Here is a 15,020-nt window from a genome sequence, read left to right as displayed (position 1 = left end):
TGAAAAAAGAGGAGGGTGTTTTTTCCTATGGCAGACAAAATCATGGAACAGGCGCTGGAGATCCTGCGCCACCAGCGATATTATGACAGCATTCAGGGCCTGATGGGCTGGGATCTGTGGGAAGGTCTTTCCAAAAAGGGCCAGCCTTACCGGGGGGAAGTCAGCGGCTATTTTACCCGCCAGGCTCTGGCCCAGCTGAAAAGCCCGGAGACCCGGAAAGTGGTGGACGCCCTGAAGGAGCGGAAGCCGGAAGATTTTGAGGACATCTATCTGAAAGGGGCCGCTCATGAGCTGTGCCAGCGGTATGATGAGGCGGTGCAGGTGCCCGAAGATCTCCAGGTGGAAGTGCGCAACTATACCGGTCAGGCCCAGATGGCCTGGCGGGATGCATTGGATAAAAACAGCTTTGAGTTCTATAAACCCACCATCAAGGGCCTGTTTGAGCTGAAAAAGCGGGTGGCGGAAGCCATCGACCCCAACCGGCCGGCCTTTGATGTGCTGTGCGGCACCGTGGACGAGGGCATCGATACCCACCGGGTGCAGCAGCTTTTTGCCGGGCTGAAAAAGGGCATTGTGGAGATTATGGAGCAGATCGCGCCCCAGCATGAGAAGATCGATACCAGTGTGCTGGAGACCCCCTATACCCATCAGCAGCGGCGGGATGCGGCCTTTGAGATCAATCTGCTCACCGGCTTCGATCCCGACTGCGCCCATGACAGCCAGGTGCTCCACGGCATGTGCACCGGCGTAGGCCCCCGGGACAGCCGGATTGCCATCAGCTACAAAGGAGTGTGGGGCGGCATCTTCACCATGCTCCACGAAGGCGGCCATGCCCGCTATGGTTATAGCTCCAATGACCGGGCGGTGGAATGCGGCCTGTGGGGCGGCCTGAGCGGCGCCATGCACGAGGGCCAGGCCCGCTTCTATGAAAACATCATCGGCAAATCCCCCGAGTTCTGGCGTCTGGCCTATCCGGTGGCGGTGAAGCACTTCCCCTATCTGAAGGATGTGCCCATGGAGAAATTCTACATGGCTCAGATGAAGGTGCAGCCCTCTCTTCACCGGATCACTGCCGACGAGCTGACATACAGTCTCCATCCCATCATCCGCTTTGAGATGGAGAAGGACTATTTTGACGGCAAGACCAGCACCGATGATTTTGAGGAGATCTGGCGGGAGAAATACAAGGAGACCTTCGGCCTTGTGCCCAAGGACGCCCGGGAAGGGGTCTTGCAGGATATCCACTGGGCATCCGGCCACATCGGCTACTTCCAGAGCTATACCTTGGGCAACCTGTATGGTGGACAGATGCTTCATGCCATGAAGAAGGTGCTGCCCAACTTTGATGAGCTGGTGGAAAAGGGGGATTTTGCTCCCATCAACCAGTGGCTCTATGACAATGTGCACCAGTTCGGCCGGGCCATGACTCCCACCGAGGTACTGCTCCACGCCACCGGCGAAGAGCTGAGCGAGACCTATTTCCTGGATTATCTCCGGGATAAATACCTGAACAAGCTCCGCAACATCTAGCGGCGGTCCGGTGTCCGGACGGCCATATCGTTGGCCTCGGAAGGAAACGGACAGAAGCAGGCCCCCCGGCGCAGACTGCGCCGGGGGCCTGCGTGCATCAAAAAAGTGGCGAAAGCCACTTTTTTGCTTTTTGTCAATCGCTGGAAGATGCGAAGGAGGATGCCACGGCCTGGGCAATGGCCTGGGCCGTCTGGTCGATGTTTTGGGGGTCGGTGATGGCGCCGAACTCCTGGGGGTTGGTCAGGCATCCGTTTTCCATTAAAACAGCAGGGCAATGGGTCTGCCGGCACACATAGAGCAGACTGCCGCTTTGGGCCGGATTTGCCGCCCGGCCGGTGCTCTCCACCCTCTGGCAGATGCTCTGGGCCAGAGAATGGAAAAGCTCTCCCTGGCAAAAGGCTGAAAAACCTCCTGCAAACGACAAATCTTCATCGGGCTCACCGCTGCCGTGGTGGAAGGACAAAAAGAGATCCGGCATCTCCTGGAAAGACTGCTCAAACCGCTGCCGGGGGCTGAGGGTTTTGTCTTCTTCCCGGGTATAGGACACCGTGGCTCCCATTTCCTGGAGTTTTTCGCCTACCGCCTGGCAAAGGGCCAGATTCATATCCTTTTCCAGGCAGAGTGGGTCACAGCCTGCGGCCCCCTCCTGACTTCCGCCGTGGCCGGCGTCCAGCAGAATATGTACCCCCGAAAGCCCCTCCTGTGGTGCGGGCTTTTTTCCCACATGGAGCAGGGCTCCCTGGTCGGTTTTTTCAAAATAGAAGCCCCAGGGACTGATGCCCTTCAAGGTGAAGGAATAGACCAGGCACCCGTCCTCTACCTGGCACAGGGATTGGGCCACCTGTTCCCCGGAAAGAGAGGCCCCCTGGCTCACGCCGGGAAAGCGCACTTTCAGCATCCCGTCTTCCCATGTGCAGCAGGCCGCCAGAGGGCTGCCGCTTTGGAAGGAGACCAGGGTCTCTTCCTCTCCCGGGGATACGGAGGCAGCGGTGATCTCCCTGTTTTCCTCCTCAGTGGAAAGGGAAATGTCCTTTAAAGAAAGATACCCCAGGCCAGGCACCTGGGCATAGCCCTGGGAGATGGACGATACCGGCCCTGTCATTCCTTCCCGCAGGGTGCCGGTGGAGCCTTTGGAAGAATCAGGGGATTGATAAATGTCGCACAGATCGGTCTGTACCTGAAAGGAGAGAGACAGCTGTGTTCCTCTTTGGTAAAAGCCGCCTGGGGCCAGTGCGGCGGTGACGAAGTTTCCCCGGCGGATCACATAGAGGGGGGAACCGTACCGGGTTACCTGATCCGCATTCCCCTGGGGCAAGGGAATGCTGGCCTGATAGGCATCTCCCTTCCAGGACAGGGGAAGGCTTTCTCCCAGAAACAGGGCGGTGACGGCGGCGCCTGGCCGGGCGGTGAGAGACAAAAGGGCCTGCTGCCCCGGGGATACATAGGTATCTCCCTGGGGAGCCGCTTTTTCCCAGCATTGGGCGGCAAGCCCCCGCAGCAGACGGCAGGTCAGGCGATGAGAGCCGTTTTCCAGGGTAAAGGTGTTGAAACCCGGCTCCAGAGACAGCAGCACTCCAAAGCTGCCGTCCGCTCCACGGGAAAGCACCGGCTGGCTGTTGATGGTCAGGGGCTGGCTGGGATCGGAGATGCCGTAGAAATAATAGGAAGAAAGATCGGTGCGGGTCAGATCCTTTGGTTGGGACAATTTCAGCGGGCTTTCTTCTTCCGGCTCTTCCTGGGGTGGTTCCTCATCGCTCACCGGAGCAGGTTCGGTCAGCGTTTTTCCCAGAGCGGCGGTCATGGGGGAAAGGGAGCCCAGACGGAACAGAATCAGACCCTGGCTTTCTCCACTTTGCAGCAGGTCGATCTGGCCCAGGATCTCATCATAACCCTGCCAGGGGGCGGCAGAATCCCCACCCATGGCCTTGTAGGCCGCAAGGGCAGGCACCAGCCGGCAATCGGTGCCCGACACCGTGTTTTCCCACCACTGGAGCAGGGTGGTGAAATCCGAGCCTTCCTGGCCCCGGTACCAATAGAGCTGAGGGGAGATGTAATCCAGCAGCCCTTCCTGCACCCAAAGGCGGGTATCGGCATAGTGGGCAAAATAGCTCTGGGTGCCGGCGGTGTCGCTGCCCCCTTCCAGCTGGGAGGCGTTGGCCCAGATGCCAAAGGGAGAGACTCCCAACTGAGCCTGGGGGTTTGTTTCCTCAATGGTATCGTGGAGCAGAGAGATCAGCTCTGTCACATTGCTGCGGCGGAAGTCATCCAGAGAGGCCCCTTGTCCATATTGGGCATAAGAGGCACTGTCCCCGAAATCGGTACCGGGGTAAAAATAATCGTCCAGGTGGATGCCGTCCACCGGGTAGTTTTCCAAAATCTCCCGCACCCCGTCGGCCACCAGCTGGCGCACCTGGGGCAGGGCCGGGTCAAAATACAGTTCTCCGTTATGGAAAATCACCAGAGAGGGATCTTTCCGGGCCGGATGGTTTTCTGCCAGGGTGTCGAGACAGGCTTCCTTGGTTGCTCCCTGCACTCCCTGGGTCACCCGGTAGGGGTTGATCCAGGCGTGGACCTCTATGCCCTGGGCGTGGGCCTTTTCTGTGAGATAGGCCAGGGGATCAAAATCTTCCCCGGGGGCCTGCCCTTGCTTCCCTGTGAGATAGCGGCTATACGGGAAAAAAGAGGAAGGGTACAGAGCATCGGCACAGGGCCGCACCTGAAAGAAGATGCTGTTGAGACCGGCCTTTCGGGTGTTTTGCAAAATGGAGTCCAGTTCCTCCTTCATCTCCTCCGGAGACAGGCCGGGGGAGGAAGGGAAGTCCAGGTTGGAAACGGTGGAGACGAACACCCCACGCAGGGAAAGCTCTGAGCCATGGCAGGGCAAAATGCAAAAAAGCAGCAGGCAAAGAGCGCACAAGCAAAAACGGCGCAGAAGCATCAAGCATTCCTCCTTTTTGTTCTTCCGGTGGCACCAAAAATTTTTTTCGGTGTGCTCCTATCCATCCTATGGGCCTTTGTGCTAAAATAGTACAAGCTGAAAGAGATATGGGAGGTTTTTGCATGGGAGAACATTTGCGCCTGGCGGCGCTTCACGATATTTCCGGTTTTGGACGGGGGTCCATGACCACGGCCATTGCCGTTTCTTCGGCAGCGGGGGTGCAGTGCTGTCCGGTGGTGGGGTCGGTGCTTTCGGCCCACACCGCCTATCCCCAGGTGACGGTGCGGGATCTCACAGAGGATCTGCCGGGATATATAGACAGCTGGCAGCGCCTGGGCTGTGATTTTGACGCATTGTACAGCGGCTATATGAGCCATGTGAGCCAGGGGGAGCAGATGCTGCGGCTGCTGGAAACAAACGCCCGCCCCGGCTGTTTGTTTTTGGTGGACCCGGTGATGGGGGACAACGGCAAAGCCTATTCCGGTGCCTTCGGGGCGGAGTTTGCCCGGCAGATGCGGGACTATTGCGCCCATGCCCACATCGTCACCCCCAACCTGACCGAGGCCGCCATGCTGCTGGGCAAGGAGCCGGATGCCTGGAAGAGGGAAGAGCATCCGGTGGAGCGGTATCTGGAAGGGCTTTTGGAGATGGGATGTCAGGCGGCGGTGATCACCGGAGTGGAAACCGGAGAAGGCCGCACCGGCGCCCAGTACCTCACCCGGGATGGCCAGCAGGGCCTGGCCGACTGTCCCCGGGTGGACGCCTATTTCCCGGGCACGGGGGATCTGTTTGCTTCGGTGCTGCTGGTGACATTGCTGCGCCGGGGAAGGGATCGGCTGGATGAGGGCGTGCAGATGGCGGTGGACTTTGTCTACCAGTGTGTGGAGCACACCCACAAGGCGGGCACGCCCCCTCTCAACGGTGTGCTGCTGGAGGAGATGCTCCCTATTTTATGGGAGAAACTCCGGTAGAGAAAAGGCATCCCGGCGGAGGGGATTTCTCCGCCGGGAAAAGTTTTTTCAAAAAAAATAAAAAAATTTCAAAAAACCCCTTTACAAACAGGGCAAAGGGCGTTATACTATGGGAGCGTCGTAACGGTGAAGGAAACCACGGTGAAGGCGCTGAGTGATAAAGGGGTATAGCTCAGCTGGTAGAGCAGTGGTCTCCAAAACCACGTGCCGAGGGTTCAAGTCCTTCTGCCCCTGCCATACGGCCGTGTAGTTCAGTTGGTTAGAACGCTAGCCTGTCACGCTAGAGGTCGACGGTTCGAGCCCGTTCACGGTCGCCAGATATGCTGTTGTAGCTCAGTTGGCAGAGCACGTCATTGGTAATGACGAGGTCGGCAGTTCGAATCTGCTCAACAGCTCCACAAAGGCCCAGGTCGAAAGACCTGGGCCTTTTGCTGTTTTCCGAACTGCCGACCTGTGCAAAACCGTAGGTTTTGCGCTTTAAAATAAGAAAAGGGTACGCCTTCCAGGAAGGCGCACCCGGCAGTTCGAATCTGCCGGGCCGCTCCACAAAGACCCAGGTCGAAAGATCTGGGTCTTTTGCTGTTTTCCCAGCTGCCGGTTTCAGACTGTGGAAAATTTATTCGGCTGGGGAAATGTTTGTCCTTTCCCATATCAATGGGTAAAAACCGGCGACCTGTGCGTCGGTTTTTACACTTCTCAAGGGGCCAGTGTGGCCGATAGGCCGCTGAAAGTGGTCTATCGGCTGCACGCAGACCCTTGCAAAACTCGAGAAAGTGGTCTGAATCCACTTTCTCGAAACGCTCAAAAGGCCTGGGTCTTTTGCTGTTTCCCCAGCTGCCGGTTTGTGCAAAACCGCAGGTTTGGCGTTTAAGGAAGGTTCCTTCTGTGAAGAATAAAGGATAACAGAAAGCAGCCGTGTGCCAGCTTTCCGATCACTCTGAACAGGGAGGAAGAAGATGGAATCCATTTGGTCTCAAAGCTGTAAGATCCCCCCGCGTCAGCCTTTGCAGGGGGATCTGGAGGTGGAAGCCGCCGTGATCGGCGGAGGCATGGCGGGGATTTTGACCGCCTTTCTGCTGCAGGAGGCGGGGTGCCGGACGGTGTGCCCTATATCGGCCGGTATGCCGCCAGCCGTCCCGACTGGTATGTGGCTACCGGTTTTCAGAAATGGGGGATGACCACCTCGATGGTCTCCGCCACCATTCTCCGGGATCTGATCGGTGGAAAAGATAACCCTTATGCCAAGGTTTTTGCCCCGGACCGGCTGGAAGCGGCAGCAATTCCGGGGATGGCAGCCGATGGCGGCAAAGCGGTCAAAGGCCTGGCCAAACGCTTTTTCCAAATGCCCAGCCAGGCGGCCGAGCAAATCCCCCCGGGAGAAGGAGGGATTGTGCTGTGGGAAGGGGAAAAAGTGGGAATCTACAAGGATAAGGACGGCTCTGTTCACAAGGTGGATGTGCGTTGTCCCCACCTGGGATGCCAGCTGGAATGGAATCCGGATGAACAAAGCTGGGATTGCCCCTGTCATGGTTCCCGGTTTGACCGGTATGGGCGGCTGATTTCCGGGCCGGCCCAGGAGGACATCACGCTGGACGGAACCGGTTCCCAGGATCAATGATCCCGGGCTGCATCGGCCGGGGTGCCATGGACCGTGCCCCGGGGATGATGAGGCGGCGCATAGATGGAGGACAGCTTCAAAGGACAGGGGCCTGCATTGAGAATGTTGTGCCACAGCCCTGCTGGGATAAAAATGCCGCAGTTTCGGGTCAGATACCGGTGTACGCTCAGGTTTTCCGGCCGGTCTCCCAGGCACACCAGAGCCCGTCCCTGCTCCACACGGATGAATTGATCGGTGTCCGGATGGGTCTCCAGCCCCACTTCGCCTTGAGGAGAAATGTGCATCAGGGTCATCTGCAAAGAATCCCCCGTCCAGAAAGTGGTGCGGAAATTCCGGTTTTGCCCTGCGGCCGCCGTGATGTTGGCGGCAAAGGCTCCTGGTCCGTGGTCTGGGCTGGATGAATGGTTGTAGGCTGAGTAAAAGTGGTGAGGATTCATGGAATCGACTCCTTTTTGTGATGGATACCCCATTTTATGCGTCTTTCCCCCAAAAGTGTATGGCCTGATAGAGCACACAGCCCCCAGACGGTTTGTACCGCCTGGGGGCTGTGTGTGTCGAAAAAGTGGCTTAGGCCACTTTTTCGAGTTTTTGCAAGGGGCCGCATGCACGCCTTTGGCGCACACTTGCCCCTTGAGAGGTGCAAAAAGCCACGCACAGGTCGCGGCTTTTTGCAAATTGATTAAGGGTAGGGCGAACGGTTTCTTTTCGCTATAGTGGTTTTTCGACAGTCTGAGCCCCCAGACGGTTTGTACCGCCTGGGGGCTGTGTGCATATTGTGTTTTGCTTTTTCAGAAGGGAAAAATCAGCCGATGTTGTTGACAATCCGGCTGACAGCTTCCTTGATGTTTTCGGGAGAGGTGGCCAGGTTCAGACGGATGAAGGAGCCAAAACGCTCGCCGCCGAACCACTCGCCGTAATCCACGGCCAGACGGCATTTGTTCTGAATCAGCTCCTGGGTTTCATCGGGCTTGACATAAGCTCCCAGATCCACCCACTGAAGATAGGTGCCTTCCAGAGGGGAGACCACTGCATCAGGCAGCTTTTCTGCCAGGGTTTCTTCCACATACTGAGCGTTTTTGTGGATGATATCAATGACGCTGTCCAGCCAGGGACGCCCGCCGCCAAAGGCCGCAGCCACCGCCACATAACCGAAGGCATTGCCGCCCCGGATGCGCAGCGTGTTCAGGAAATCATCGTATTCCTGGCGGAGTTTTTCATCGGGGAGGATGACGAAGGAGTTTTTGCATCCGGCCAGATTGAAGGTTTTGGAACCGGCGGTGAGCACCACCATCATGTCGGTATAGCCGGGGATGTTGAGGATCTCGGTGTGTTCATAACCGGGCATGATCAGGTCGTGATGGATCTCATCGGCCACCACGAACACCTGGTGTTTGCGGCAGATGGCCAGCAGCTGCTCCAGCTCTTCCTTTTTCCACACCCGGCCCACCGGGTTGTGGGGAGAAGAGAGGATGAAGAGCTTTACCTTGTTGTCCACGATCTTCTTTTCAAAATCGGCATAATCGATGTGATAAACCTTATCTTTCCGCACAAGGTCGCAGGAGATCAGCTGGCGGCCGTTGTCCCGGATGGCGTCCAGGAAGGGATAGTATACCGGCGTGAGCACGATGACGCCATCACCGGGCTGGGTTTTCATGTTCACATACCAGTTAATGGGGGAGACCACGCCAGGGGAAAACCGAAGCCATTGTTTTTCAATATGGCAGTGATGGTATTTCTCTTCCCAATCGATAAAATTCTGATAATAGGCGTCGGGCACTTTGTAATAGCCGTAAATGCCGAAATCGGCATATTCCCGGGCGGCTTTCCGCACACACTCAGGAACCATAAAGTCCATGTCGGCCACCCACAGGGCCATCAGGTCATTGTCCCCGAAGCGTTCGGCCATGTTGTCCCATTTGTTGCAGTCGGTGCCGACCCGGTCCACATATTTGATCTCTTCCATTCCCATCGCTCCTTTTATGTAAGATAGTATCTTTATCATATCACTCCCTACTTTTTTGCGCAAGGCGGTCAAGGGATGCCGCCCGGATTGACGGGGAGCGGGGACAGGGAGCGGAAGGCCGGTGAGGACAGAAAGAAGAAAATTCACACGATATGTTTTTTTTCAAAAAGAATCCCCGGCGCCGGAGGGCGCCGGGGATTCTTTTTCACTCAGACTTGCCAAATGCGTACCGATCCAGGATCTGGATTAGTACTGCTGGGGGTTCTGGCTGGTGGGAACCTGGGTGTTCATCACAGAGGAGGGGTTGCTGGCCAGGGTGTTTTCGGCGTGCATGATCATCTTCTTGACCATCTGGCCGCCCACGCTGCCGGCCTGGCGGGAAGTCAGGTCACCGTTGTAGCCCTGCTTCAGGTTGACGCCCACTTCTTTGGCGGCTTCCATCTTGAAGTTATACAGAGCGTCCTTGGCGGCGGAATTCATGTTGGAATTGCTAGACATAATAAAACTCTCCTTTTTATTTGAAAATGTTTTTCGCTTGGGGTTACAGGCATAGTTTGCGAGAAAGAGCAAAAAATATGAAAAGAAAAAAATACCATACGCTCCATGGAGAACGGAAGGGAAGAGCAGAGCCAAAACAGAGGATATATAGGCGGCTCCGTTCAGAAAAGGGAAAGGGATTCTGTGCAGTTTGATGATGGGAAACAGGCAATGTGCACAAAGGTTTCAGGAAGTTATACGGAAATATGATATAACATCGGATTCCGCTGTTGCGGCAAACCGGGAAAAAGTGTTAAAATGTTCACAGGATCTTTTCCGATCCGGCCCAGGTGTCCTTTCCCCAGGGCCGGATTTTTCATGAAGCGGGAGTGCCCCCACAGAGAGGAGTTTTAGCGTGAAAAAGCAGCAAAAGGACATTCTGGTCATTGGTTTTGCCCTCTTCGCCATGTTTTTTGGTGCGGGTAACATGATCTTCCCTCCCAAACTGGGCCTTCAGACCGGTTCCCAATGGGCCATGGGCTTTTTGAGCTTTACCTTTGCCGATGCGGGCCTGGCCCTTCTCACCATCCTGGCTATGATCCGGGGCACCGGCTCTTTGGAGGGTATCACCCGCCGGGTGGGTTCCTGGGCTTCCACTTTGCTGGGAGTCAGCGTCTTTCTGTGCCTGGGGCCCTTGATGGCCATTCCCCGTACCGCTGCCAGCACCTTTGAGCTGGGCGTGGCCCCGCTGCTGAATACCGATGCCCGGGTACCTTTTGCTCTGGTGTTTTTCGCTTTGGTGTTCCTTCTCACCGTCCGGCCCTCCAAGGTCATCGATATCATCGGCAAATTCCTCACTCCTGCTTTGTACATCGCTCTTCTGGTGATGATCGTCCGGGGCATTACCAATCCCGTGGGAACGGTGGTGGATACCGGCGCTGCGGGAGTCTTTGCCGAAGGACTGAAAGCCGGATACCAGACCATGGATATGTTCGGCGCCATCATTTTTACAGTACTGATCACAGCCACTTTGAAAGAGCGGAACTATGAAGGGAAAAGTGCTTTTCGGGTCACGGTGTTTTCCGGTATCGTGGCTGCTGTGGGCCTGGCCATCGTCTATGGCGGCCTGGCTTATCTGGGGGCCACCGGCTCCGGAGTCTATGAGCAAAGCATTAGCCAGACCGCTCTGCTCATCCGCATCATGGAAACCACCATGGGTCATGGGGGCCTGATTCTGCTGGCCATTGTGGTGGCCCTGGCCTGCCTGACCACCGCCATCGGCCTGACATCGGCGGCGGCCAGCTATTTCTCCGGTCTGACCCGGGGCAAGGTGAGCTATACCGCCTTTGTCACCATCATCTGCGTGTTCAGCGCCGTGGTGTCCAATTTCGGCATCGATACCATTGTCAGCTTCTCCAGCCCCATTCTGACGGTGGTTTATCCCGCTGTGCTTACCCTGGTGATCCTCAGCTTTTTCGACAAGAAGATCGGAAACGACTGGGTCTTCCAGTTTGCCACCGCCGGGGCCTTTGTCATCAGCCTTCTGGAGGTGCTGTCCGGCTACATCCCCTCCCTGGGGTTCATCATGAAGCTGCCGCTGTCTTCCCTGGGATTCGGCTGGGTGCTGCCGGCTGTCATTTGCGGACTGCTGGGCGCTCTGCTGGGCAAGGGCCGAGGGGTAAAACGCCAGGAAGCGGCCGGGGAATAGGAGCTCAAAGAAAATGGATTGTTATGTGAAAGTGGAAGAGGAAGGCCGCCGGAGACTCCGGCGGTCTGAGGGGAAGGGGGAACCTTCCCCTTTTCTGCTGCTTATGGATCGGGAAGAGTGGAAACAAAAACGAGGGGACTACCTGAAAGGGGAGGAACCCCTGGGCGGCCGGGGCCCCAGCCGCTGCTGCAAGGCCCAATGGACAGGCGATTGCCTGACCGGGGTGCTGCGGGTGCCGGAGATGGAGAAGGCCGGCGCTTTCCGTTTGGAGATGGGGTTCTGCCTTCTTCCGGACAGACTGGTGCTCATTGGGGAAGAGGGGGATGTGAAAGGGTGGGTGGAAGGCCGCCTGCCTGGGCTGCACCAGCTGCAAAGCCCGGAACATCTGCTGCGGGAATTGCTGGAAGGGCTGATGGGAGAGGATCTGCTGCGCCTGTCCCGGTTGGAGGAAAAGCTGGAGGAGCTGGAAGGAGCCATGGAAAAGGCCGATCCCAATACCTTTCTTCGGGCTCTGGCCCGGTACCGGCGCAAGCTGTCCCGGCTGGGGGCCTATTATACCCAGCTCACCGCTGCGGCAGAGCAATTCCAGGAAGGCGGCGAGGAGGAATTGTGGGAAAAATTCATCGCCCACGCCCAGCGGCTTCAGGACCATGTGGGACTGCTGCGGGAAGACCTGCTGCAGCTGCGGGAATTGTTTCAGGCTCTTCAGGATGCCCGGCAAAACCGGGTGATGGGGCTGCTCACCGTGGTCACCACGCTGTTTCTTCCCCTTACGCTGCTCACCGGCTGGTACGGGATGAATTTTGCCCGAATGCCTGAACTCCAGTGGCGCTATGGCTATCTGGCCCTGATTGTGGTGGCCGGAGCCCTTGTGATTCTGGAAGTGCTTTTTTTCAAAAAGAAAAAGTTTTTTTGACTTTGCTCCCCCTTTTCCGGTATAATCGATGTATCGATGGGAAAAGGGGGACCTTTTTTTGATGAAATGGATACGCCGTGGCACAGCGTTGGTTCTGGCCTTTTTGCTTTCGGCAGCGGTGCTGGCCGCCGGGGGCGGGGAGAGCCTTGTGACGCTGTCTGTGCTGCGGAAGGAATATCTGGACACCGTTTCGGAAAAGGCGCAGCAGAAGGCGGCCAGCCTGGAGCAAGGCGCCAATGCCTATCTGGAAGAAAAGACCCAGGAGACCGAAGATGCGTTGCTTTCCCAGGCCATGGAGCCGCTGCTCAACGGCGTGCTGGCCCAGGTGGGAGAACAGGGCCGGACGGTGATGCTGGAAAAAGGAGACACGGTGACAGGGCCCTTGGGGGCCGGATTTGTCCTGCGGGAAGGCACGGCGGAAGTCACCGGCACCGAAGTGGTGAATGTCACCGCCGGCGGCACCCGGCCCGGAGGCTGGGAGATCGCCCGGAACATCTATTATATGATCCCGCAAAATGACCAAAGCGGCATCCGCATTACATCGGAGAGTGCCCGGGTGCAGCTGCTGGATGGAGCCATCGCTTCTCAGGATGCAGTGGATGGTTATCAGATCCAGTATCTGGCCTATGCCCAGGGCCTCAGCGTGATGGGGCTGTTCAAGGGTACCGATGTGGGCTTTGAACTGGAGCGGGAACCCACCCGGCTGGAGTGTCTGATCATGCTCATCCGGCTGCTGGGTGAGGAGCAGGCCGCTCTTTCCTATGAGGGAAGCCATCCCTTTACCGATATCACCGGCTGGCAGGATGCCAATCGGTATGTGGCCTACGCGGTGCATATGGGATATACCAATGGGGTGTCGGCCGCAGAGTTTGCCCCCAATCAGCCCTGCAACGCCGCCACCATGTATACCTATGTGCTCCGGGCACTGGGGTACAGCGATAAGCTGGGAGATTTTGTGTGGAACAGCACCGACCGGGTGATGATGGTGCAGACCGGCATTCTGACCCAAAGCGAAATGGAAACCATCCAGCGAGGAATTTTCCGCCGGGATCAGGCCGCTTTTGTGCTGTGGCGCAGCCTGTCCGCCGCTTTGAAAAACTCTGATATGACTTTGGTGAGCAAGCTGATTGCCACCGGCGCTGTCACCCAGGCCCAGTATGACCAGGCCCGGCAGAATGTGCCTTCGTAAAAAAATGGATAAAAAAAGACAAAAATCCCCGGCGCAGACGGCGCCGGGGATTTTTTATGATGTGCAGACAGCGGATGGACGGAGTGCTTCTCCGCCCGGCAAGGAAAGGCGGCCTTGGTTCTGTTGCCCGGCGCGGCAGCGGTCCGGTGGCCGGACAGCCGAACTTTCTTTGCCCGGAGGAACACAACGGGCCTTGGTTCTGTTGCCCGTCACGCTGCCGCAGAACGGGTGATGTTGCGCACCCAGGTGCGGGAACGGAAACGGAGCAGGCCCCAGGTCATTTTGACGGCATCCTCCACCAGGCAGGGCAGAAGCACCAGGATGATGGGGAGATGGAACACCAGAGCCAGAAGAGCGGTGGCCGGGAGACACCAGACCCACAGCGGGCCAATGTCGATATACATAGCTGCCCGGGTATCGCCGCCGCCCCGAAGCACGCCCACCACACAGGTGGTGTTGAACTGCATGAGAATGGCCCGCAGGGCATAGAAGCCAATGATGGCCGCGGCGATTTCCTTGGTGCTTTCCGGAATGTTGAAGAAGGGAGTCACCACCTGGGAGGCGATCAGCAGCAGAGCGCAGGCGGCAAAGCCGCTGCACAACGCCACCGCCAGAAGGGTCTTGCCCATGGAATAGACCCCATCGGTTTTTCCGGCGCCCAGTTCCCGGCCGATGAGTACGGCCGCGGCTCCGGCCACGCCGAAGGCAAAGACATTGGCGATATTTTCCACATTTCGGGAAATGGTGACGGCGGCCAGCACATCGGTGCCCATCCGTCCATAAATGGCGGGGAGCAGGGAGGTGCCCAGGCCCCACAGGGTTTCATTGACCACCACCGGGGTGGCGTAGTGGACGAAATCCCGGGTGAGTGTTTTGCCCGGGCGCATGGCGCAGGAAAGGTCCAGACGGAAATGACGGCAGCGGGCGCAATAGATCAGGGTGAAAAGCAATTCCACACACCTGGCGGTGACAGTGGCGATGGCGGCCCCCTCCATCCCCAGCTTGGGCGCGCCGAATTTGCCGAAGATGAGCACATAGTTCAAAAAGGTATTGATGACCATGGCAGAAGAATAGATGTAAAGCCCCAGTTTGGCATTGCCCATGCTGCGCTGGGCTCCCACATAAACCTGGGTGAAGATGTTGATGGGATAGGCCCAGGCCACAATGCGCATATACCGGATGCCCAGTTCCGCGGCCACCGGGTCATTGGTAAAAATACCCACCAGCACCTGGGGGAAACAGAAGGCAAACAGGGAAAAGGCAGTGACCAGGGTGAAGGCGGCAAAGAAGGAGATGCCCATCACACGGCTCACCGTTTTGTGGTCACCCTTGCCATAATATTGGCTGATGAGCACGCTGGCCCCGCTTTGAAAGCCAAAGACCATGAGCATGATGACAAAAAAGGAGGAATTGACCACCGAGGCCCCGGCGATCTCATTTTGCCCCACCGCTCCCAGCATCATGGTGTCGGCCAGGGCCAGGGAATAGTTGATCAGATTCTGCAAGGCAATGGGCAGAGCCAAATGCAATAGCTCCCGGTAAAATTGCCGGGGCTGGCGGAAAATGTGCAGCATACGTCACCCTCACTTTCTCGTCTCTTTCGGTTTCTCATTCCCCCTCATTCTACCATACTTCTTTTTCCTTGGCTAGGAGTGGGGAGAAGGGGAAAAAGTGCCGGGCAGATAGAAGTTAAGAAAGTTGTAAGAACTT

The 15,020-nt window shown here is 57.2% G+C and carries 11 protein-coding genes and 3 tRNA genes; 9 read left to right on the top strand and 5 right to left on the bottom strand.

From position 1 onward, the window contains the following. Positions 1 to 27: 27 nt before the first annotated feature. Positions 28 to 1,530: a carboxypeptidase M32 gene (locus H6A25_RS05100; protein ID WP_204750907.1), complete on the top strand. Its 1,503-nt coding sequence runs from the start codon at positions 28 to 30 to the stop codon at positions 1,528 to 1,530. A 133-nt stretch (positions 1,531 to 1,663) separates the two neighbouring features. Here H6A25_RS05100 and H6A25_RS05095 read toward each other — a convergent pair whose 3' ends face one another. Next, positions 1,664 to 4,468 carry an N-acetylmuramoyl-L-alanine amidase gene (locus tag H6A25_RS05095; RefSeq protein WP_204750906.1) on the bottom strand — a complete coding sequence of 935 codons (2,805 nt, stop codon included), beginning with the start codon at positions 4,466 to 4,468 and terminating at the stop codon, positions 1,664 to 1,666. Between the two features lie 122 nt (positions 4,469 to 4,590). Between H6A25_RS05095 and H6A25_RS05090 the strand changes: the two genes are divergently transcribed. The 5 genes from H6A25_RS05090 to H6A25_RS13060 all read left to right on the top strand — a co-directional run bounded on the left by H6A25_RS05090 (position 4,591) and on the right by H6A25_RS13060 (position 7,057). Beyond that, a complete protein-coding gene (locus H6A25_RS05090; protein ID WP_204750905.1) occupies positions 4,591 to 5,439 on the top strand; it encodes a pyridoxamine kinase in 849 nt (282 codons plus the stop codon). Positions 5,440 to 5,600: 161 nt separating this feature from the next. Further along, positions 5,601 to 5,676 (top strand) — tRNA-Trp (locus H6A25_RS05085). Positions 5,677 to 5,679: 3 nt separating this feature from the next. After that, positions 5,680 to 5,756: transfer RNA gene (locus tag H6A25_RS05080), tRNA-Asp, on the top strand. Positions 5,757 to 5,761: 5 nt separating this feature from the next. Then, positions 5,762 to 5,837 (top strand) — tRNA-Thr (locus tag H6A25_RS05075). Between the two features lie 692 nt (positions 5,838 to 6,529). After that, positions 6,530 to 7,057: a Rieske 2Fe-2S domain-containing protein gene (locus H6A25_RS13060; protein WP_345941583.1), complete on the top strand. Its 528-nt coding sequence runs from the start codon at positions 6,530 to 6,532 to the stop codon at positions 7,055 to 7,057. Here H6A25_RS13060 and H6A25_RS05065 read toward each other — a convergent pair. The 3 genes from H6A25_RS05065 to H6A25_RS05055 all read right to left on the bottom strand — a co-directional run bounded on the left by H6A25_RS05065 (position 7,051) and on the right by H6A25_RS05055 (position 9,518). Then, entirely contained in the window at positions 7,051 to 7,494 is a 444-nt protein-coding gene (locus H6A25_RS05065; protein ID WP_204750904.1) for a cupin domain-containing protein, read from the bottom strand. The genes H6A25_RS13060 and H6A25_RS05065 overlap by 7 nt on opposite strands. Positions 7,495 to 7,859: 365 nt before the next feature. Beyond that, positions 7,860 to 9,020: a MalY/PatB family protein gene (locus H6A25_RS05060; RefSeq protein ID WP_204750903.1), complete on the bottom strand. Its 1,161-nt coding sequence runs from the start codon at positions 9,018 to 9,020 to the stop codon at positions 7,860 to 7,862. Between the two features lie 246 nt (positions 9,021 to 9,266). Next, positions 9,267 to 9,518 (bottom strand): alpha/beta-type small acid-soluble spore protein, encoded by a 252-nt coding sequence (locus H6A25_RS05055; protein ID WP_118426485.1) that lies wholly within the window; start codon positions 9,516 to 9,518, stop codon positions 9,267 to 9,269. 394 nt (positions 9,519 to 9,912) lie between these two features. On the opposite strand from H6A25_RS05055, the gene brnQ reads away from it, so the two are divergent. The 3 genes from brnQ (at position 9,913) to H6A25_RS05040 (ending at position 13,310) form a co-directional block, all read left to right on the top strand. After that, on the top strand, positions 9,913 to 11,205 hold the full coding sequence (brnQ, locus tag H6A25_RS05050; RefSeq protein ID WP_204750902.1) for a branched-chain amino acid transport system II carrier protein: 1,293 nt from the start codon (positions 9,913 to 9,915) through the stop codon (positions 11,203 to 11,205). 13 nt (positions 11,206 to 11,218) lie between these two features. After that, a complete protein-coding gene (locus H6A25_RS05045) occupies positions 11,219 to 12,121 on the top strand; it encodes a CorA family divalent cation transporter (RefSeq protein WP_204750901.1) in 903 nt (300 codons plus the stop codon). Between the two features lie 61 nt (positions 12,122 to 12,182). After that, complete coding sequence (locus tag H6A25_RS05040; protein ID WP_345941585.1) at positions 12,183 to 13,310, top strand: S-layer homology domain-containing protein; 1,128 nt, start codon at positions 12,183 to 12,185, stop codon at positions 13,308 to 13,310. Positions 13,311 to 13,519: 209 nt separating this feature from the next. Here H6A25_RS05040 and H6A25_RS05035 read toward each other — a convergent pair whose 3' ends face one another. Further along, entirely contained in the window at positions 13,520 to 14,884 is a 1,365-nt protein-coding gene (locus H6A25_RS05035; protein ID WP_204750899.1) for an MATE family efflux transporter, read from the bottom strand. Positions 14,885 to 15,020 lie beyond the last annotated feature (136 nt).

The sequence above is a fragment of the Intestinimonas butyriciproducens genome (genome assembly GCF_016901775.1).
Taxonomy (GTDB): Bacteria; Bacillota; Clostridia; order Oscillospirales; family Butyricicoccaceae; genus Pseudobutyricicoccus.
This window is presented reverse-complemented; position numbering and strand designations above follow the sequence as displayed.

Bases quoted from the DNA above. Each gene is read 5' to 3' on its own strand.
- H6A25_RS05100 (WP_204750907.1), top strand. From the start codon at position 28: ATGGCAGACAAAATCATGGAACAGGCGCTGGAGATCCTGCGCCACCAG.
- H6A25_RS05055 (WP_118426485.1), bottom strand. From the start codon at position 9,518: ATGTCTAGCAATTCCAACATGAATTCCGCCGCCAAGGACGCTCTGTAT.
- H6A25_RS05065 (WP_204750904.1), bottom strand. From the start codon at position 7,494: ATGAATCCTCACCACTTTTACTCAGCCTACAACCATTCATCCAGCCCA.
- H6A25_RS05095 (WP_204750906.1), bottom strand. From the start codon at position 4,468: ATGCTTCTGCGCCGTTTTTGCTTGTGCGCTCTTTGCCTGCTGCTTTTT.
- H6A25_RS05035 (WP_204750899.1), bottom strand. From the start codon at position 14,884: ATGCTGCACATTTTCCGCCAGCCCCGGCAATTTTACCGGGAGCTATTG.
- H6A25_RS05045 (WP_204750901.1), top strand. From the start codon at position 11,219: ATGGATTGTTATGTGAAAGTGGAAGAGGAAGGCCGCCGGAGACTCCGG.
- H6A25_RS05040 (WP_345941585.1), top strand. From the start codon at position 12,183: ATGAAATGGATACGCCGTGGCACAGCGTTGGTTCTGGCCTTTTTGCTT.
- H6A25_RS05090 (WP_204750905.1), top strand. From the start codon at position 4,591: ATGGGAGAACATTTGCGCCTGGCGGCGCTTCACGATATTTCCGGTTTT.
- H6A25_RS05060 (WP_204750903.1), bottom strand. From the start codon at position 9,020: ATGGAAGAGATCAAATATGTGGACCGGGTCGGCACCGACTGCAACAAA.